This window comes from Sphingomonas paucimobilis NBRC 13935, from assembly GCF_000739895.2.
In the GTDB taxonomy this organism is placed as follows: domain Bacteria; phylum Pseudomonadota; class Alphaproteobacteria; order Sphingomonadales; family Sphingomonadaceae; genus Sphingomonas; species Sphingomonas paucimobilis.
In genome coordinates, this window is record NZ_BBJS01000036.1 from 34,239 (window position 1) to 54,441 (window position 20,203).

The following is a 20,203-nucleotide window of genomic DNA, read 5'->3' on the forward strand; positions in this document are numbered from 1 at the left end:
TCAGCCCGGACGCGGGACCGGGCGGGTGATGCGGATCAGGAAAATGCTCAGATAGAAGATGATCAGCAGGAGCAGCGTGGCGAGCGGCCCGACAATCTCGCTCGCCCGCGCGCCCATCTGATTCAACCGGATGAACAGATGCATGCCGCCGGTCGCTGGCGACGCCCAGGCCAGCGTCGCCAGCCAGCGCGGCATCGCGTCGAGCGGCCAGGCGAACCCCGCCAGGAAGACGAGCGGGACCGAGGTCGGCAGCAATATCTTGAGCGCGTCGTCACCGTTGCGGAAGAAGGCGCCCGCCGCCAGCCCCAGCGCCGCGACCGCCCCGGCAAAGGCCGGCACCGCCAGCAGCAACAAGGGCATGTTGCCGCCACGCGGAATGTCCTGCACCCAATAGACGAAACCGAAATAGAAGAACGCCGCCAGCATGCCGATCACCATGCACGCCACCCACATCCCGAGCGCGTCCGACAGGCGGACGGGGGCAGAAATACGCCGCCGCCGCTCCGCGATCAGCCGTGCGCTGGCGAACAGCAGGGTCTGTTGCAGGATGATGTTGGCCACCGCCGGGAAGATATAATCCCGGTAACCGCCGGTGGTGTTGAACAGCGGATGGACCAACACCGGCATCGCCGCCTGCCGCACCAGCACCCCCCCGCGCGCGGCACGCCAATCGTCGAGCGTGTCGATCACCACCTCGGCGAGCCCCGCGCCGATGCTCTCCGCGCGCAGGAGATAGGTGCCGTTGAGCCAGAGCGCCACGCCGCCCGTCCCCCGCCCGGCCAGCGCGTTGCGGGTGAAATCGGGGGACAGCATCAGAATGGCTTCCGCCCGCCGTTCGCGCATCGCGGCGCGCGCGGCGGGCATGTCCGCCACCTCGCCCACCACGGCCACCGCGCGCGTCTCACCCAGATGCGCAATCAGCCGGCGCGACAGGGGGCTGTGGTCGCCATCGACTACCACGACGGGTAGCCGGGTGGCGGTCTGATGCGCATAGGGCGCAGGATAGTAAAAGGCATAGAGCAGCACCGACAGCACCGCGACGGCGACCAGGTCGCGCGTCGTCAGGATGGTCAGCAACGTCTCCTCAAAGGTGCGCCGGAAGCTCATGCCCGCCGCCCCGCCCGTCGGATGAGCCAAGCGCCCGCCCCGCCCGCGACCAGCGGATAGAGCATCAGGACGGCGCCGGCGCGCAGGAACGGCATCGCAGCCACGCCCATCACCTGATCCATCTGAAGCGCCATGAAATGGGTGAGCGGCAGGATCTGGCTCCACACGCGCGCAAACAGCCCCGCGCCGGTCAGCGGCAGGGATGCCCCCGAATAGGCCAGCGCCGATCCGGCAAGGATCACCGCGCCCGACAGCGAGGTCGACACCTCCCGCGTCGCCGCGACCAACAGCAGCGCCAGAGCGGCGGTGGCGACGAACAGCAGGACCAGGCCGACCACGATCAGCATCAGGCTCCCCTCGGGCCGGTAACCACGCGCCAGCGTCAGCCACAGCAGCCACAGCGTTCCCCACAGCGTCCCGGCCACGATATGCGGCACCATCCGCCCGATCAGGACCGCCACCGGGGCGGGAGTGCCCCGCGCAAAGGCGGCGAAGCTGTGATCCTCCATCAACGCGCCGATGCTGGAGACACAGGTGACCGCGATCAGCAGATGCAGGATGCCCGGCCCCAGCAACAGGCCCAGATACCATTCGAAACTGGTCGTCGGATTGCCCAGGATCGTCACCGCGATCCCCGGCAGGGGCACGCGCAGGGCCACGGCCTGCGCCAGCCCGCTATCCTCCGCTCTCGCCGCAAGGAGCGTCGCGGTGATCACCGCCCGCAAATTGGTCGCGGCCAGCGCGCCGGTCGACAGGAAAACCGCCTGATGGAAAATCTCGACCGGCGCGCCGTCCGCCACCCGCGTGCCGACGCCGCGCGGGATGACCACCGCCGCCACCGCACGCTCGCTGCGGATCATCGCCATCGCCTGGTCGAGATCGGACGTGCGCGCGACGATGCTGACGCTGTGCGAGGCCGCGATATGGCGCACGATCGACCGCGCCAGCGCGCCACCATCGCGGTCGACGATCACCGTCTTCAATCCATAGGGCGATCCGGCGAACAGCATCGCCGCCATCGCGCCCAACAGCAGCAACGGCATCAGCATCAGCAATAGCAGGTCGACCCGCGTGCGTCCGATTCGCGCGATCTCGGCGCGGCAGGCGGCCCGGATCGCGTTCATTGCGGCCAGTCGAACAACACGCTCATCCCCGGCCGCAGCCCGGCGACCGGGGTCACGGGCTTCAACTTCACCGCGAAGGCGCGCACGTCATAGCCGCGCGACTGGCGGGTGGCGCGCCAGGTGGCGAAGCTGCCCTGGGCGGCGACATGCGCGACGCGGAACCGCACATTGCGATCCAGCGCGGGCACATGACCGACCAGTTCGCGCCCCATCGCCATGCCGCGATAGTCGTCCTCGCGCACGTTCAGCGTCACCCAAGGATGGTCGATATCGATCACCTGGAAGGCAGGCAGGATGGGGCTGACGATCTCGCCGCTGCGCAACAGGCGCCGCGACACCTCGCCATCGATCGGCGAGACGAGCGTCGTTTCGCGCAGGAGCGCATCGGCGGTCGCAGTTGCGGCGCTGGCCGCGCGCACCTGTGCATCGGCGATGGCGCGGTTCTGCGGCCGGACGCCGGCCATCACCTTGTCATATTGCGCCTTGGCCGCCCGCGCCGCGCGGGCGCTGCTATCGCGTGCGGCATGGGCCTCGTCGCGGCGCTGGGCGGCGATCACCCCTTCGGCGAACAGCCGATCGGCGCGCTTGCTGGAGGTGGCGGCCAGATCGGCCGTCGCCTGCGCAGCAAGCCAAGTCGAGCGGACCGAAGCTACATCCTCGCTCCGTGCGCCTTCGATGGCGATCGACTGGAGCGCGCGGGCACTGTCGAGCGCGGCCTGCGCCTGTTGCCGGCCATTGGCGACCTCGGGCGCGGACAGGGTGGCGAGCACCTGTCCGCGACGGATGCGGTCGCCCTCATCGGCGCGCAGCTGTTCGACGCGCGCCAGCGTCTTGGTGGCGATGTTGATCTCGTCGGCCTCGACCTCGCCCTGCAACGGCTCGGGCGCGGGACGGCTGGCGAGCCACAGCCCGATGCCGATCGCGATCGCGACCAGCACCAAGCCACCCCAGAGCAGCAGGCGCGCACGACGCGACGGGGCGGCGGGTGCCACTTCGGTTTCGCTCATCGGCGCGGCTCCTGGGTCAGGCGGATATCGGCACGCGCCAGATGGTCGGAAAAGCTGTCGAGTTGCCCCGATGCGGCGAGCAGGCCGGCCAGCGCTAGATCATATTCATAGGCGGTCGCCGCCTTTTGCGCGCGGGCGGCGGCCAGGGCGGCCTCTGCCCCCAATACAGCGGTCAACGTCCCCTCCCCCTCGCGAAACGACACTTGCTGAACGCGCAGATTCTCGGTCGCCGCCGCCATCGAACTGTCGAGCGACAGGAAGGAGCGACGCGCGCTTTCCACCAGATCCCAGGCCTTCAGCGTCGCGCCGGTCGCCGCCTTGCGCGACTCGCGCGCGGCATCGGCGGCGGCAGCGGCATTTTCCTGCGCGGCGTTCAGCGCATGGCGGCGATCGACATTCGACAGCAGCGTGTAGCGAACCCCGACGCCCGCGACCCAGTCCGGCTCGGTCGGCAGTGCGTTGCTGCGGTTGAGATTATACTCGCCAAACGCGAAGGCCTGAGGCCGGTAGCGCGAGCGGGCAAGGTCGACCCCGGCATCGGCCACGCCACGCGTTGCATCCGCCTGTCGCGTTTGCGGCAAGGCCGCCTCGCCGCCCAGAAAGCTCGAGGCGGGGGCGAGCGGCCGGCTGGTGACGAAGAGCGGGGTCAAGGGCTCCACCGCCTCGACCTCCAGCAGCCGCGACAGGTCGCCACGGGCGCTGTCGGCGGCGATCGCCGCGCGCTGCCACGCGCGGTCGGCGGTGTCGCGGGCCACCTGCGCCTCCAGCGTGCGGGCATGGGGGATCACGCCCGCCGCCTCCAGCTTGCGGGCATCGGACAGCAGCCGGTCGAGCGCCTCACGCGATTCCAGCGCCGATCGGGCAAGCTGCGCCGCCATGATCTGTCCGAAATAGAGGCGGATCAGATTGAGCCGGGTCAGGTCGCGTGCCTGCGCCGCGCGCGCCGACGCCATCTCCGCCCCGGCCTTGGCACCGCGCTGGATCGCGGGGATCGCGCCGCCCGAATAGAGCGGCAGGACGCCCTGCACCGTCGGGCGGAACACATCGTCGCGATAACGATAGGACAGGCTGTCGGGAATGATCGCGAACAGGCCGGGCAGCGCCTGCGAGATGCGGCCGACGATATCGTTCGCGATCTGCTGAAAGGCCGGCGGCACGGTGCCGGGGATGCCCGACAGGAAATCCTGGGTCGCGTCGCTGGCCGATTGCTTCGATCCGGTCAGGTCGACCGACAGCGTCTTTTGATATTGCAGATATTGCGCCGAGGCGGTCAGGATCGGGCGATGCAAAGTGGCGACGGCCGCCGCCGTCTCGCGCGCCGCCGTTTCGGCATGGTCGGCAGCGGACAGCGCGGGCGACACATTGGCCAGCCGGTGCGCCGCCGCATCATAGCTGAGCGCGACCGACCGATCCTGTGCCGATGCCCCTGCCGACAGGCTCGCGACGACAAGGCCGAGCAGCAGCTTTGTCGGGCTCGTGGGGCCGCGCGGCGAACCGACCATTCTCACATCGTCACTCCCTAGGGGCCCCCACCCGCGCTTGGCATAGCGCGCTTGACGCTTACGTCAAAGAAGTTGGCGCCCCGGCCGGGGATCAGGTTTCGCCGAACAGCTCGCGCTGGCTCTTCTCCAGTTCCTCGCCATAGCGGCGCCGGACATGCGCCTCGGTCAACAGGCCCAGCACGCGGCCATCGGCATCGACCACTGCCAGTTCCTCGCACCGGGCGGCGTCGAATGCCGCCATGACCATCTGGATATCCATATCGGGGCGAAGCGCCTGATCCCGCGCCTGGGCCAGTTCGCCGACGCGGGTCTCGCGCGCGACGTGCTCGTCATGGGCGACGACCGGGTTGACGATGCCGGCATAGCGATCGGCGGTATCGACCAGGACCACCCGGCTGGTCGAGCCGAGCGGGAAGCGGTGGCGAAACGCGCTCACCATCATGCTGTCGGGGACGAGATTGGGCTGCCGCCGCATCATCCGCCCGGCGGTCAACGCCTTGACCCAACCGACATCGCGCGCGCTGCGGATCGTCTCGCCGCGCAGGTGAAGCCGCCAGGTCGAGAAGGAATAGCCGAAGAATTGCCGCACGATCGTCGAGGACACCAGGCTCGCGGCCAGCACGGCGCCGGTCAGGCTGAAATTGCCGGTCGCCTCCAGCACCAGCATGGTCATGGTAAAGGGCGCGCCAATCACCGCCACCGCCAGGGCGGCCATGCCGACCATCGCGGCATTGCCCGGATTAAGCACCGACGTGCCCGCCATCCACCCCAGCAGACCGGCATAGAGATGCCCGATGAGCGTGCCGAGGAACAGCGAGGCGAAGAACAGGCCGCCGCGAAAGCCGAAGCCGAGCGAGACGATCGAGGCGAGCGACTTCATGACCAGCACGGTCGCGACAAAGGCCAGCGGCACCGCCGTCATCATGTCGATGTGCAGCGCGCTGTGCCCTGCCGACAGCACCTGGGGAGAGACGGCCGCCAGCACCGCCATCAACAGGCCGCCGACGATCGGCCGCCCCCAGCCCGGCAGGACGGCGCGCGTCCGCGCCTCGACGACGCCGACCGCGCGCATGATGACGATGCCGATCACCGCGCAGACCACGCCCAGCACACCATAAACCAGATAACCGAAGCTGTGGATGGCGGGCCCGCGCTCGACATGGACGATATAGGGGACGACGCCCAGCCGCTGCGCCGTCTGCGCGCCCGCCAGCGCCGCGGCGACGACCGGCGCGATGGCGGCGGGCGTATAGGCACCGATCACCACCTCGAACGCGTAAAAGGCCCCGGCCAGCGGCGCGCCGAACGCCGCCGCGATCGCCGCCCCCGCCCCGGCGCCGACCAAAGTCCGCACCTCGATCCGCCGCAATTTCAGCCATCGCCCGGTCAGCGAAGCGATCAGCCCGCCGAGCTGTGCATAGGCGGCCTCCAGCCCGACCGAGGCGCCGAAGCCATTGGACAGGATCGTCTGGCCCGACACGATCGCGCTGTCACGTACCGACAGGCGCCCGCCATGCAGGGCATTAGCCTCGACCGCGTCGACCAGCGAACGGCGACGTGCGCCGACCAGGCGATTGAACAGCACCAATGCGCCACCGCCCAGCGGCAGCATCAGCAATTGATGCCAGCTTAGGGCCGGTATTCCGCTCAACCGCCATTCGGTCGGCATCGCAAAGGCGATATGTTGAAGGGTGCGGGCCAGCGCGCCTTGCGCCACGGTCAGCAGCCCTGCCCCCATGCCGATGAGGATCGCCACCACGACAAACAGCGATTCGATCGAACGCGCCTGTCGGGCCAGCCAGCGCAACCACGCGGCACTTCGGCGCACGAGGCGCGGCAAGACCGGCAGTCGGTGATGGAGCGGGGCCATGCCCATCGCTCTGCCGACACACGCCGCGCGAGTCACGCGCGGACTTCAGGATTTTGGGAAGGGTCCCAACGAACCGGGACGGCCGCCGCTCAATCGATGCGACGCCGTGGACGGGCGGGACGAAGCCCGCCCGCCGTCATCATCGCGTTACTTGCCGCGCAGCGTGTTGATGAGCGCCAGGCCCAGTACGCCGCCCAGTGCGGCGGCCGCGAAGGGGCGTTCCTGCACGAAGTTGCGGACGACGTCCTTGGCCTCGCCAAAGGTCTTCTGCGCCTTGCCGCTGAACTGATCGGTCTTGCCCTCGGCCTGCAACGACTTGTCGTTCAGGGCCGTGCCCAGACCTTCCTTGACCTTGCCGCCGATGTCGGTGGCCGAACCGGTAAGCGTATCGGTGTTCATCGATCGTCTCCTTGGCAAATGGATGGGACAGCGTCCCGTCCCCGACGCCCCCAACGCGCGACGGGGCTTAGGGGTGCATCGGCCGTGATCGCGCCGACACTTATCCGGCCGCGCCCATCGCCACGGCCTGCACCCGGAGACGCGGGAACACCGCCTCGATCGGCTTGGTATCGGGCAGCACATAGACATAACCGCCCTTGCGGCGGAACATCGGCTGGATCTGGCGGCCGTACACCGCCTTGGGCACGTTGATGCAGCCAAAGGTGATGCGGTTGTCGTCCGGCGTCGGCGACAGCATCCGCTCGCGCCGCTTCTCCCGCGCGCCGGCATCGGTCGGGATCGGGTGGATCGCGACCGAGGTCGCGTAATCGACCCACAATACCCGCTCGCCCGCCACCGGCAGACCGAATTTGGCGAGGTAGCGCCCGGCGGGCGTGGTCTTCTCGGCGGGCCCCAGATCGGCCAGCTTCTTGCTGCCGACACCCGGACTCGCCTCGTCACCGGGCGCGATGCCGATCAGCACGGGCGCGGCGGCAACCTGTTTGCCCTTGGCATCGAACAGGAACATCGTTGCCTGCTGCTTGTCGATCACCGCCCAGGGCAGTCCATGATTGTCGCCCGCGCCGGCGACCCAGGACACGACACGCGCCACCGCTTCGGAGGGCAGGATAACGGGGGGCGGCTCGACCGCCTTGGCCGCGACCTTGGCTTTGGCCTTGGCGGGCTTTTTCGACGGCTTGGCCTTGGCGCTCACCGCCTTGGGCGCCGGCGCCGCGCCAACCATCGCCACCGGCAGGATCAGCGACAGCCCGGCCAACACCCGCACGATCAACTTCATCGTTTCGGCACACTCACAAAAGATCGGGCACAAAAGATCGGCCGCCCCACCCGAGGGGGACGGCCGACAGGCGAAAGGGGGTATGTTCGGTACCGCGTGACCGATGCGATCAGTGGCGCGCGCGCTTGGCGGGCCGCTGCTCCTGCGCGGTCAGGCGCTGGTCCATGCCATCGACGCGGCCGTTGAGCTGATCCAGCCGCTGACCATTACTCTGCGCCTGTTGCGAAGCGGCCTGCGCCTCGGCCAGCGCGGACTTCGCCGTGCCATCGGTTTCCTGCAAGCGCGCCTCCAGCGTGTCGACGCGCTGGCTGACCGGCGCGATCTGCTCGCGCACGAAGGACTTGGTGGCACAGCCGCCCAGGCTGACGGCACCGGCCAGGGTTACCATGGCGAGCAGGGATTTGGACGCGTAAGCAGACATCACTAAACTTTCAGTCGTTGACTAACTGAAACAAGCAAGCCGAGCCGTGACGATCCGACAATCCGCTTTCTGTTCGACCGTGCCGCATCTTCGACCAAATGTTATATGAACCGAATACAACGCAAATCCTGCTCTTCTCGTCGCAATTCGGCGTCATGACTTGGGATCACCGGCGCGACTTTCGTCCCGATCCGGTCGCAAAGGGATCGCGCGGAATATCGTCTGCCCCCGATTTTTCACCGCTCGACACCCGCGTCCTATCGGCCAATTTGGCGACGCATTGCCGCAGGCTGGCGACCGCAGCGCCGCTGCCGTCGAGGGGCAGGCGCTCGACCGGAACATCGCCGCGCGCGATGGCCAGCATATGGGAGCTGGCGAAATAGGCCGGAAATTTCGGCTCGAAACTGGTCACGAAGCCCCGCTTTCCGTCCGACGCCAATCCGACCGCGAAATGCTTGGCATAGCCGCCCTTCGATAGACGGAAATCGAGCTTGAGCCTCTGCTTCGGCTCGATCGACCAGTTGGAGTTGAGCACCGTCAGATGGTTGGTTCCGTCGCGGTCGAGCCCCAGCAACAGGGTCGTGTCGCCGGGGCGGTCATAGACCTTGGTCAGGAAGCATCCCTGCCCATCCTTGCTCGGTGCCACCGTCCACCCGCCGATTGCGCGCGGGGCGTCGTCACGGGCGATGGCAGGCGCGGAGGCGAACAGGCCGGCGAGGAGCGAGAGGCAGGCGAAACGGGGGAATATATGCGATTTGGGCATCGTCATGGGTCTCCGCCGCGATCCTAACCGGCGGCGTGGCGATTGGCCAATGCTGGCGACACGAGCAAACCCGCCCGAACGACGAGGCGTTCGGGCGGGCCGGTGACGATCAGGTCGATCGAAGCGGTCAGGCCTTGAGCGACTTGGCCATGTTGAGATGCGCGGTCACGGTCGGGATCAACCCGGTCGCGAAATCCTTGAGCGCGGGCATGTCGCCCGATGCGGCATAGGCCTTCAGCGTGTCGAGCGTCTGCTGATGCGCCGCGGTCTGCTCGGCGATATAGGCCTGATCGAACGCCGTGCCGTTCAGCGCCTTCAACCGGTCCAGCTTCTGCTGCTGCTCGGCGTTCAGGGTCGGATCGGGGGTGATGGCCGGCGTCAGCCCCGCCACCGTCGCCTTCAGCTTGGCGGTCGAGGCGGTGTGCGCATCGATCATCTTGCGCGCATAGGATTTGACCGAGGCCGAGGCGCCGTTGGTCAGCGCCAGCTTCGACGTTTCGATCTCGAAGGCGTCGCTGGCGGCGGCGGCATTGGCGAAGCTCTGCGATGCGCTGACCGCGGCGGTCGGGGTCGGCGTCGTCGCCTCCGGCTGGGTCGCCATGGCGGTGTCGTTCGTCATGTTCGTCTGCGCGGGCTCATTGCTCCGCCCGCACCCGGCCAGGGCCAGAAGAGCGGTGGTGGCGAGGATGGTGGCGCGAATGGTCATGTTGGCAAACCCCTGAAATTACATGCTTCCGTCCTGCATAAGCGCGTATCGCGGCCCGACGTTCCCATGATCGGACCCGAGCCGCCCCTCACGTCGTTAGAGCGCAGACCGCCCGCGACGCGGCGACAAGCAAAGGAAAGGATATCATGAGCATCTTCGGCAACATCCTGGGCAAGATCTTCAACCATGGCGGCAAGAAGGCCGACGCGCCCGCCGGGCAGGCCACGCCCGCCCCCGCGCAGCCGGCCCCCGCACAGCCGACGCCCGCGCCCGCCGCACCGGCCGCGCCTGCGCCCCAGGCGGTAGATGTCGGCGCGGTCCTGTCGGAAATGGCGTCGATGAAGAATGGCGGCGGCAATTACCAAAGCTCGATCGTCGACCTGCTCAAGCTGCTCGATCTCGATTCAAGCCTGGCCGCGCGTAAGGAGCTGGCCAACGAATTGAATGTCCATGCCGGCGAGGATGGCAGCGCCGAACAGAATATCGCGCTCCACAAGGCGGTGATGGCCAAGTTGGCGGAAAATGGCGGCATCGTCCCCGACAGCCTGCGCAACTAATCCCTATATCTTCCCCGATACGGGGAGATGACAGGCCGCAGGCCTGACGGAGGGGGCGTGCCAGGGGTAGAATACCCCTTGCGGCGTACCCCCCTCCACCATGCCCCGCATGGCCTTCCCTCGCCTTACCGGGGAGGAATGATTGGCCCCCATGCAAGGGATTCTACAGTCGGCGCCGAGCAAGCGAGAAACAACCGGATTTCTCCACTAATTCTCTCATCCTGTAACGAGATACGATACCCGGGATAAAAGTCTGGCACATCGGCTCCTCGCCGACAGCGACGATCCTACATGCCTATCCACTCGATCCAGGCCCCATAGGGATGGCAATGCGCGAGAACCTGGTCGCGGCCATCCGGCCAGGACCGCAGGCGTAGCTCGACCCGCTCCTGCCGCTCGTCCCATTCGAAGCCGATACAGGCGAAGGTCCGCGATCGACACGCCTCACCGCCCACCCGCGCCAGCACCCGCTCGATGGCGCCACGCTCTTCCGCGCCGACATATTGCAGCACCATCGAATGGAGCACGACACGGTGTCGCTCCTCCGTCGAGGGGACCGAGAATTGTGCCGCCAGCCAATCCGCCGCGCTGCCGGCCGCCATGTGCGGCGGGTGGCGGCGGGCAAGCGCCAGCGCGTTTTCGAGCCGCGCACCGCGCTCGGGCTGATCGGCAAAGATGAAGGACGCCAGCCGCTCGCAGGCGGCCGGGTCGTGAATATCGACCGGATGGAGATCGACGCCCCGCGCCTCGCCGATCACCACCGGCACGTTCGGTGGCGGCGAACCGTGCCAGGCCGGCGCGATATGGACCGGCGAATGGGCATCGCCGGTCCGCACCCCACCCAGATCATAGGCGTAGCGCGCCAGATTCAAGTTCAGGCCCGCGCTGGCGCCGATTTCGAACAGGTCGAACACGCCGCCATGGTCGCGCGCCAGCACCATCAGCGCGGCATGAAAGGCTGCCGCGCGTCCCACCTCGTTGGTCTGTGGGACCTGATGCAGCCAATCGACCAGCAGATCGTCATGGCTTGCCAGCGCCAGGGCGACCGCTTCGTCGAACCGGCGATGCTCACCGGCATACAGGGCGCTGAGCAGTGGAACGCGACCCTGCCGGGCGAGCGCGTGAAGCGCGGCGTTGATCCGCATGGCGATCGCCGAGGAAGCCGCCGTGCGCCCCCAGGAGCGAATCAGCCGGGCGGTGTGCGGTGCATGGTCCAACTGCCGATCGACCGCCGCCAGCAGGTCGGCGACGAACGGCGTGCCCATGGTACGCATGACACGGGATTGTCGGGACAATTCGCTTATCGAAGCGCCGACATGGGGCTCGGGCAGCACGTCGGGCGTCGACGGATCATCCGACTTCACGCACATCAATGTCGAACGCTCCGACTGCATCGCCCGGCTATGACCCCGCAAAGGTTAACATATCAAGGCTAGCCGTGCTCCGCCCCTTGCCGGGACGGAGCACGGCCGAGATCCGATCAGAAGCCGACGCGGACCGACAGCGAGGTCGTACGCGCGTTGATCGAGCGGGCACGGACGATGCCGTTCGCCGGGATCACCGAATCCTCGGCCTCGGTAAAGCCCTTGGTATTGAACAGGTTGTTGCTGTTCAGCGAGACGAACACCCGGTCGGTGGCGTGGAACTGCACAAAGCCGTTGACCACGGTATAGCCGGGCAGCTTCAACTGGTTGCTGTCCTGCGCATAGCTGCTGGTCGTGCCGATCACGTTCGCACCGATCGTGATGCGGTCGAACTCGACCTGGGGCGTCGCCTGGAAGATCAGCCGAGCCTGGCGGCGCGGCGTGTTGCCGACCGCATCGGGGTTCAGCGCGTCGCTGACGATCTTGGCGTCGGTCCAGGTGGCACCGCCCATCAGGCTGAACGGGCCGTAGCTATAGGCGCCGTCGAGCTCCAGGCCGTATGCGCGATATTTGCGGTCGATGAAGATTTGCCGCGTCGCTTCGTAATTCTGCTCCTCGGTCTTGGCCCAGAAACCGGTCAGGTTCACATACATGCCGTTCTTGCGGTATTTCAGCCCGGCCTCGGCCTGCTGGACATAATCGACCGCCGCATCGGCATTGACCAGATGACCGTCGACCGTGCTGACCGCCGGACCGAACAACAGCCGGTCGGCATTGGCGCGCGCGCCCCGGCTGTAACGGACGAACATCGCGAACGGTTCGGACACGCGGAAGTTGATGCCCGACGAATAGGACAGATAGTGCCAGTCATAATCGACCGGTGCCGGGCTGGTCAGCGGGATGACCGACACGCGGCGCTCGGCGGCCGAGATGACGCCGTCGCCATTCATGTCGCGCGCCGTGGTGCCGACGCGCCCGCCGCCCAGATCCGACCCGAAGATCGACCCTTGCGCATTGCCGAAATCGTACCGGATGCTGGCGCCCAGCGCGATGCGACCGATCTTGTAGTTCAACGATCCGAACGGCGCGTTGACATTGTAATCGACGCGGTAGCTACGCCGGCAACAACCGCCGAAATAATCGGCGCCAAAGGCGTAATAGCCGTTCTGGGTCTGCGCCACGCCCGCCGCATTGAACACATCGACCAGCGCCGCACGGCCCCCTCCCCGGACATCCATCAGCGTCGAGGTCCACAGCCAGTCGGTGTCGATCGTCTGACGCGACTTGTAGAAGCCGGCGGTGGTGGTCAGTTCGCCCTTGCCGACATCGAAGACGCGGCTGGCGCGCAGATCGTTGGTGACATTGTCCAGGCTGTTGAGATTGACGTCGAACACGACGATGCGCGCCAGCAGGCCATTGCCGTTCAGACCGGCGAAGTTGGTAATCGCCTGGCCGCTATTGGGGCCGCTGGCATAGCGCAGCGTCGCGCCCGCGCCGCCCAGCGTGGTGGCGGTCGCCGCCGCGCTGTCGACCGCGGCCGGGAAGTTCGAGATGAAGCGGCCGGAGATATCGGCATAGCGGAACCGGTCGGTCACGGTCCAACCCGACACGTCGAAGCGCGTCTCGACACCGAAGGAATTGACCACCGGATGCATGCCGTCGCGCTTGTCATGGATGGTCGGGTTGTTCTGCCCGTCGAGCGTCACGTTGCTGGTATCGTAGCGTGACAGCAATGCATCGCGCGCGATGTCGAAGCCGGGCACGCTCTCATAATGCGGATCGGCATTGGTGCCGGTCACGCGGACGGGATTGGGCAGATAGCCCGCCGACCGGTCGTTCAGGAACTTGCCGTAGAAGCGGATATAGCCGCCGCTGAACTCCTTGGTGACGTTCAGCTTGATCTGGCCGCCCTTGGTGCCGTCATAGCCGACGCGGCGCGGCCCCTCTCCCTGATGGTAGAAGCCGCCAACATGGAAGCGCAGCGTGTCGGTGACCTTGGCGCCGTAATCAAAGTCGAGGCGATATTCGCCATAGTCCAGTCCGGCGGTCGCCATCACCGCGCCGCCGGGCACGTCGCCGGTCTTGGAGATCATGTTGACCACGCCGCCGGGCGAATTGGACGAGAAGGTCGAGGCCGAGCCGCCGCGAATGGCATCGACCGACGCGACGTTCATATCGGCGCGCAGGAAGATATCGGCATTGGCGAAGGTGATGTCGCCGAATTCGAGCACCGGCAGTCCGTCCTCCTGCAATTGCAGGAACTTGGCACCGCCCGAGGCGATCGGCAGGCCACGGATCGAGATATTGGCATTGCCGTCGCCCCCCGAGCTTTCTGAGCGGATGCCAGGGATGTTGCGGAAGATTTCGGCGGTCGAGCGCGGGGCGGCTTTCAGGATTTCGTCCTGCCCCAGCGAACTGGTCGAAATCGCGCTGTCCAGACGATCGCGCCCCCGCGCGACGGCGGTCACCACGACATCCTTGTTCAGGGTGCTGCGCGACGCGGTCCTTTCATCGGCCGGCTTGTCGAACGCGGCGCTTTGCGCCTGCGCCTGAACCGGTACGAGCAAAGCAAGCGGCATGGTAGAAAGCAGCAAACGATGAAGAAGCACGTAATCCCCCCTTTGACAATCGGGGGTGATCTACGGCGCCAAACTTTGGAAAAGCGTTAAAGGGCAGTTTCCCTAACCCAATAATTATGCGTGCTCTTTCCCGGGCGCCTTGCACCCATATCATCATCAAGAAGATCATCGGCTTATTTGCGCGTCGCAGATTTCCACCTGCCCCGGTCCAGGCAGACGGGCTTGTCATCATTTCGGGTGCCGCGCGAAAGCCGAGCCTGGCCGTGAACGGCAAAAAGCCAATCCTACGCTGGCCCCGAAGCCCGCCACGGGCGTTCCGCCTTCGATCGAAAGGGGGGCTGTTCGACGTGGCGCATGCTGGCAGGATTTTCTGGTTTCTTCGCGATGCGGTTTTGCCATGGCCCCGCTCGCATCGCACCCCGCCGACGGTGAAGTGGACCATGCTGCTCGTCCGGACGGTGCGCAGCGCATTGCACGACGATTTTGGCATCGCGGCCAGTTCGATCGCCTTTGCCGCCTTTCTGGCGATGATCCCGCTGATCGGCCTGATCACCGGGGCCTATGGCCTGTTCGCACCGCCCACCAGCGTCGCACATAATCTGAGGACGCTTACCGCCATCCTGCCCGCCGATGCCCGGCAGATCGTGGTGGGCGGGCTTCACAACACGCTCGCCTCGCATCGCGCCGATCTGGTGACCCTGCTCGCCTCGCTTGGTATCGCCCTGTTCAGCGCGCGGCGGGCGGGGCGGTCGCTGTTGCACGGCATCAACCTGGCCTATCGGATCGATCGGGAACGCAGGGGGCTGCGGCGGCAGATCGCCTCCACCCTGCTGGTACTGGGCTGTGCCGCGCTGGTGCTGACCGCGCTGGTATCGCTATCGGTATTGGCGTTTCTCAAAAGCTATGTGCCCGATGGCCTGCCCGGAGCACGGACTGCCTCGACGATCCTCCTGTTCGGTTCGCTGACGCTGGGTGCGGGGGGCGCGCTGCTGCTGATCTATCGCTATGCGCCCGCCGCCGAAGAACCGATTCCGTGGCGCCGGGTCGTGCCGGGCACGATCGCGGCGGTGGCGATGTGGCTGGGGGCGACGACGCTGTTCCGCGCCTATGTCGCCCATGTCGCGCGGTTCGACGACACCTATGGCTCGCTATCGGCCGTCATCGTGCTGATGCTGTGGCTGCTCGTCTCCGCCTGGGCATTGTTGCTCGGCGCCCGCCTCAATGCCGAGGCGATGGAGCGAGCCGGGCTGACCATCACGCCCGAGGTCGCCTGACGGCGCGCTCAGCCCTGTCGCCAGAGCCGGTTGAAATCCTTTTCGAACGCCGCCCGGTCATGCGGGTCTTCCATCGCCTCGGCCACGCGCTGGGCATGACGATCGGCCCAGCGTGCGATCGCCGCCCGCGCCTCCGGCAGGGCGGCATGGATCGCCCAGAGCGTATTGGTCAGGCGCAGCGACACCTCGATCTCGACACTGCCGTCCCGCACGATCGGGCCGAAGGCATCGGTCAGCATGTCGTCCATCGAGGGCAGCCCGATATGCACCGGGTAAGTTCGCGCATCCTCCTTCCGCGGCGTCGCCTCGGGGCGAAGAGTCAGGAAGACGCGCAGAAGCGCGTTCAGCACCTCGACCCCCGTGCCGGGATCATTGGTCGCGGGGGCCAATGCGCGGCTGGCGATCTCGGACAGCGCGATCAGGCCGAGGCGCGGGTCCTGGTCGAAGCGGCGATGCCGTTCGATGGTGAAGGCCTTGGTCATGGCCTTGCGCGCGGCATCATCCACCTCGCCCACGACATGCAGCAGGGGGCGGGCCGGATGCATCATCGCCCCCGGCAGGGCCGCGACATGGAGGGACACGCCCTGCTGCTCGGCCAGACGACCCAGCGCCTCGGCATCGATATGGGTGACATAGCCGGTCTGGGTGGTGCAGATGGCCGTGGCCGTGGCCGGCACCGCGACCGCCGGGCGACCGCACAGATGCGGCTGCGCGGCGAAGTCCGTCATCGCGCTCGTCGCGGCGTCCTCCACCCGGTCGATGACATCGGCCATCCGCCCAAAGGCGGTGATATGCCCGATCCAGCGCAGCAGCGTCCCCACGACCAGCAGGATGATGACGACGGTCGCCGCGAACAGGATGATGCGACCGCTATTGCCATAGGCCCCGGTGTTCAGCCCGATGATCCCGATCATCGAAAAGACGAAGGCACCCAGGAAGGTCGACAGCGCATTTTGCGAGGTCGGGTCACTGACCATCAACTGCGTCGCGCGCGGCGTGGCAAGCTGGGTCGCGGACGAATAGGCGCTGACCATCGCGGTCAGCGAGAAGGTCGTGACCGCCAGCATGCTCGACGCCATGATCTGAAGGATGGTGCCGACCGACCGCTGCCCGATCTCGATCCCGAAGCTATAGGACAGATAGGGGGTGATGATCGCCGCTAGGATCGCCAGCGCCACGCTGGCCGCGCTGATGATGGCCGCGCGGAACCATATCTGGCGCACGATCCGGCCGAGCATCCAGGACCATTGCTTCATGCGCCGGCCCTTTCGCCGCGCATCGACCCCATCGTCACCAACTGCATTCCACCCTATCCCTCAGAGCTCTTCTCGCCCCTTTCTGCCACGCATACCGTTCGGCGGGGGCGCAAGGTTCCGGCCCGTGCGGCGAAGCGGGTATCGGACCATAGGCTCTTTGGTGCTCTTCGGCCCTTGATGATTCAGATGATGAAAGGGGCCATGCCCGCTGGGATCAACTTGCGAACTGCGGGGTTGCAAGGGAGGATGACCGACGATCCCGTTGGTTTTGCTCCGAAAGGTCCTGACCATGGGCGATATCGAAACGTCACGCCGCGGCATTCTGGGTGGCACCGCGATCGGACTGGCCGCGGCGGCGGCCCCCGCCGGCGCGCTGGGCCAGGCCACAACCGAGGGCCACGCGCCCAGCCTGCGCGATCCGCGCTCCAAATATACCCGCACGCCCTTCCCCGAACAGCGCCAGCCTTGGCCCGCGCTTGCCAGTAGGATGACGCCCCGCCCCGATCACGGCGAAACCAGCTATCGCGGCTCGGGCAAGCTGACCGGGCGCAAGGCGCTGCTGACCGGCGGCGACAGCGGCATCGGCCGTGCGGCGGCGATCGCCTTCGCGCGCGAAGGAGCCGATGTCGCGATCAACTATCACCCCAGCGAGGAGCCCGATGCGCGCGAGGTCGCCGACCTGATCCGGCACGCAGGGCGCAAGGCAGTGCTGCTGCCCGCCGACATCCGCACGCAAAAGGCCTGCGAAGACACGGTTCGCAAGGCGATCGCGCAGCTGGGCGGGCTCGACATCCTGGTCAACAATGCCGCCTATCAACAGTCCAAGGCGGACGTGTTAGAGATTTCGGACGAGCAATTCGTCCGGACCTATGAAACCAACGTCTTCCACGTCTTCCGCTTTTCGAAAGCGGCGATCCCCTCGATGCCGCCCGGCGCGGTCATCATCAACACCATCTCGCAGAACAGCTATGACCCCGGCGAGGACCTGATCGACTACGCCTCGACCAAGGCGGCGATTCAGAACCTGACGCGAGGGCTGGCCAAGCAGCTCGCCAAGAAGGGCATCCGGGTCAACGCCGTCTCCCCCGGCCCGATCTGGACCCCGTTACAGGTGGCAGGTGGGCAATTGCCCGGCAAGATGCACGAATTCGGGCAGGACACGTCGCTGGGCCGCGCGGGCCAACCGGCCGAGCTGGCCACGCTGTTCGTCACGCTGGCGTCGGACGAAGCCAGCTATTCGACCGGAACCGCGGTCGGCGCGCATGGCGGCAAGGGTTTCCCGTAACGCCGCCACGCGTGGTGGGGAGCACTCGCCCCCACCGACCGCGCTTAACGCCGTCGCCAGCGTTCCAATTGGCTCAGCACGTCATTGGCGATCTGATCGGTCGTATAGCCGGTTATGTCGCGCATTCCCGGCACCCCGTCGGTACTGGCGGTCAGGGTCCAGCTATGGCTGCGGCGCTTCTCCGACGCCTCCAACGCCGTGAAGGCAGCGAGCGGACGCGAGCGGGCGGCGACGCGGTACACCAGGACGTGGTCGGGGCTGAGCGTGATGGTCAGCGTGGCGCCGAGTTCATCATGCTCGACCCGGCTGTCCGCCCAGCCCTCCTGCACCATCGTCTCGCACACCGACCGCAGCGCGGGCAGCGCGCGTTCTTCGAGCTGGCGCCCGATCTCCTTGCGGCTTGCCGGCACGAACAACCGCTTGAGCCGTTCGCCCATCGCCGCCGTCTGCTCCTCCAGCGCGACACCGGCTAGGTCCGCATTGGTCTGTCGGATCAGGCCGAAGGCGAGCAGCAGCATGATGAAGCAGAATGGCAGTGCGGCGAGCAACGTGGCGGCCTGAAGCGCGCCCAGGCCGCCCGCCACCAGCAGCAAGGCCGCCGTCACGCCCAACAGAATGCACCAATACATACGCTGCCAGCGCGGTGTCTCATCCTCGCCCCCCGAAGCCAGCGTATCGATCACCAACGCGCCCGAATCGGCGGAGGTGACGAAGAAGACGCCGACCAGCAGGATCGCCAGCGACGAGGTAAAGCCGGCAGCCGGCAGATATTCCAGGAACTTGAACAGCGCCGTCGACAGATTCTCCTGCACCGCCCGCGCGATGCCACCCGCCGCCACGCCAAGGTCGAGCGAGATCGCGGTGTTGCCGAACACCGTCATCCACAGGAAGGTGAAGGCAGTCGGCACGAACAGCACGCCGATGACGAACTCGCGAATCGTCCGTCCGCGCGAAATGCGCGCGATGAACATGCCGACAAAGGGCGACCAGGCGATCCACCACGCCCAGTAGAACAGCGTCCAATCCGCCATCCATGCACGCGGCTCATAGGCATAGAGGGTGAAGGTGCGCTTGACGAAATGGTCGAGATACAGGCCGAAATTCTGCACCAAGGCGCGCAGCAGGAACAGCGTCGGGCCGACCGCCATCACGAACAGCATCAGCAGGACGGCAATGATCAGATTCAGCTCGGACAGCCGCCGGACGCCGCGATCGGCGCCGCTCAGCACCGACAGGGTCGCTGCGCCCATGACCAGCACGATCAGCCCGATCTTGACCGTCGTCGTGTCCGGCACCGCATATTCATAGGACAAACCCGCCGTAATCTGCGACACGCCGAAGCCCAGCGACGTCGCGACGCCGAACACGGTGCCGCAGACCGCGAAGACGTCGATCGCATCACCTAGTGGCCCGTTGATCCGCTTGCCCAAGAGCGGCGAAAGCCCCGAGCGCATGGTCAGCGGCAAGCCCTTGCGATAGGTGAAATAGGCCAGGCTCATGCCGACCAATGCGTAGATCGCCCAGGCATGGACGCCATAATGGTGGAAGGTGATCGCCATCGCCTCGCGCGCGGCCAATATCGTTCCCGGGGCGACATCGGGCGGTGCGATATAATGCTGGATCGGCTCGGCCACCGCGAAATACATCAGCCCGATGCCCATGCCCGCCGCGAACAACATGGCCAGCCAGGAGACATAGGGGAAATCGGGCTCTGCATCGTCCGGCCCCAGCTTCAGCTTGCCGGCCGGACCGAAGCCGAGCGCGAGCACGATCACCAGAAAGGCCGCGACCGAGGCGATGTAGAACCAGCCGAACGTGTCGATCGTCCAGCTTTGCGCCGCCTTGAACGCACTGTCGGCCGTACCGGGCATGAGCAAGGTGGCGGCCAGCATAATGGCCACAATCGCACTGGCGCCCCAGAAGACGCGGGGGTTCATTCGAATGTTTGGCATCGCGGCAACCTAACCGCGATTAATTCAAAAGCCCATATCGGAGCTGAATTTTGCCAGGCGGCACCCCCCAGATCACTCGATTTTCTATGGCTCGCGGTGCATCCGGGGAGGTGCATTTTACACGATTTTTCTGAATATCTGGAGCGATCGCGAGAAGCTTTCAGCAATCGGATAGGCAACCATGTTAACGATCCCAACG

17 protein-coding genes are annotated in these 20,203 nt (G+C 66.6%); 3 read left to right on the forward strand and 14 right to left on the reverse strand.

All coding sequences use genetic code 11. The features are described 5' to 3' along the window. The 10 genes from SP6_RS11945 to SP6_RS11990 all read right to left on the reverse strand — a co-directional run bounded on the left by SP6_RS11945 (window position 1) and on the right by SP6_RS11990 (window position 9,737). A complete protein-coding gene (locus SP6_RS11945) occupies window positions 1-1,137 on the reverse strand; it encodes an ABC transporter permease (protein ID WP_128130715.1) in 1,137 nt (378 codons plus the stop codon). Continuing rightward, complete coding sequence (locus tag SP6_RS11950) at window positions 1,104-2,231, reverse strand: ABC transporter permease (protein WP_007404734.1); 1,128 nt, start codon at window positions 2,229-2,231, stop codon at window positions 1,104-1,106. The genes SP6_RS11945 and SP6_RS11950 overlap by 34 nt, the downstream gene beginning before the upstream one ends. Then, window positions 2,228-3,238 (reverse strand): HlyD family secretion protein, encoded by a 1,011-nt coding sequence (locus tag SP6_RS11955; protein WP_007404834.1) that lies wholly within the window; start codon window positions 3,236-3,238, stop codon window positions 2,228-2,230. The genes SP6_RS11950 and SP6_RS11955 overlap by 4 nt, the downstream gene beginning before the upstream one ends. Then, entirely contained in the window at window positions 3,235-4,740 is a 1,506-nt protein-coding gene (locus tag SP6_RS11960) for a TolC family protein (RefSeq protein WP_007404822.1), read from the reverse strand. Before SP6_RS11960 ends, SP6_RS11955 begins: the two co-directional genes overlap by 4 nt. Window positions 4,741-4,831: 91 nt before the next feature. Beyond that, window positions 4,832-6,610, reverse strand: coding sequence for a chloride channel protein (locus SP6_RS11965; protein WP_007404736.1), 1,779 nt, complete (start codon window positions 6,608-6,610; stop codon window positions 4,832-4,834). 147 nt (window positions 6,611-6,757) lie between these two features. Next, window positions 6,758-7,009: a CsbD family protein gene (locus SP6_RS11970; RefSeq protein ID WP_007404860.1), complete on the reverse strand. Its 252-nt coding sequence runs from the start codon at window positions 7,007-7,009 to the stop codon at window positions 6,758-6,760. Window positions 7,010-7,109: 100 nt separating this feature from the next. Further along, the gene (locus SP6_RS11975) at window positions 7,110-7,847 is read right to left on the reverse strand and encodes a hypothetical protein (protein WP_007404821.1); all 738 of its coding nucleotides are present in this window, start codon (window positions 7,845-7,847) and stop codon (window positions 7,110-7,112) included. Between the two features lie 109 nt (window positions 7,848-7,956). Continuing rightward, complete coding sequence (locus SP6_RS11980) at window positions 7,957-8,268, reverse strand: hypothetical protein (protein WP_007404807.1); 312 nt, start codon at window positions 8,266-8,268, stop codon at window positions 7,957-7,959. 166 nt (window positions 8,269-8,434) lie between these two features. Next, window positions 8,435-9,037: a hypothetical protein gene (locus SP6_RS11985; protein ID WP_007404786.1), complete on the reverse strand. Its 603-nt coding sequence runs from the start codon at window positions 9,035-9,037 to the stop codon at window positions 8,435-8,437. Between the two features lie 121 nt (window positions 9,038-9,158). Beyond that, complete coding sequence (locus SP6_RS11990) at window positions 9,159-9,737, reverse strand: DUF4142 domain-containing protein (protein ID WP_007404810.1); 579 nt, start codon at window positions 9,735-9,737, stop codon at window positions 9,159-9,161. A gap of 146 nt (window positions 9,738-9,883) precedes the next feature. Between SP6_RS11990 and SP6_RS11995 the strand changes: the two genes are divergently transcribed. Then, entirely contained in the window at window positions 9,884-10,294 is a 411-nt protein-coding gene (locus SP6_RS11995; protein ID WP_007404755.1) for a DUF3597 domain-containing protein, read from the forward strand. 287 nt (window positions 10,295-10,581) lie between these two features. Here SP6_RS11995 and SP6_RS12000 read toward each other — a convergent pair whose 3' ends face one another. Together SP6_RS12000 and SP6_RS12005 are read right to left on the reverse strand one after the other, a co-directional pair. Next, window positions 10,582-11,688 (reverse strand): DUF2332 domain-containing protein, encoded by a 1,107-nt coding sequence (locus SP6_RS12000; RefSeq protein ID WP_007404832.1) that lies wholly within the window; start codon window positions 11,686-11,688, stop codon window positions 10,582-10,584. Between the two features lie 86 nt (window positions 11,689-11,774). Then, the gene (locus SP6_RS12005; protein ID WP_007404840.1) at window positions 11,775-14,267 is read right to left on the reverse strand and encodes a TonB-dependent receptor domain-containing protein; all 2,493 of its coding nucleotides are present in this window, start codon (window positions 14,265-14,267) and stop codon (window positions 11,775-11,777) included. Between the two features lie 410 nt (window positions 14,268-14,677). Here SP6_RS12005 and SP6_RS12010 point away from each other — a divergent pair, with 410 nt between their 5' ends. Further along, window positions 14,678-15,511, forward strand: a complete 834-nt coding sequence (locus SP6_RS12010) for a YihY/virulence factor BrkB family protein (RefSeq protein WP_042469100.1) — start codon at window positions 14,678-14,680, stop codon at window positions 15,509-15,511. A gap of 8 nt (window positions 15,512-15,519) precedes the next feature. Here SP6_RS12010 and SP6_RS12015 read toward each other — a convergent pair whose 3' ends face one another. Further along, window positions 15,520-16,767 (reverse strand): DUF2254 domain-containing protein, encoded by a 1,248-nt coding sequence (locus tag SP6_RS12015; protein ID WP_007404745.1) that lies wholly within the window; start codon window positions 16,765-16,767, stop codon window positions 15,520-15,522. Between the two features lie 289 nt (window positions 16,768-17,056). Here SP6_RS12015 and SP6_RS12020 point away from each other — a divergent pair, with 289 nt between their 5' ends. Beyond that, window positions 17,057-18,052 (forward strand): SDR family oxidoreductase, encoded by a 996-nt coding sequence (locus SP6_RS12020; RefSeq protein WP_042469117.1) that lies wholly within the window; start codon window positions 17,057-17,059, stop codon window positions 18,050-18,052. A gap of 44 nt (window positions 18,053-18,096) precedes the next feature. Here SP6_RS12020 and SP6_RS12025 read toward each other — a convergent pair whose 3' ends face one another. After that, entirely contained in the window at window positions 18,097-20,004 is a 1,908-nt protein-coding gene (locus SP6_RS12025; RefSeq protein ID WP_042469101.1) for a BCCT family transporter, read from the reverse strand. Between the last annotated feature and the right edge of the window lie 199 nt (window positions 20,005-20,203).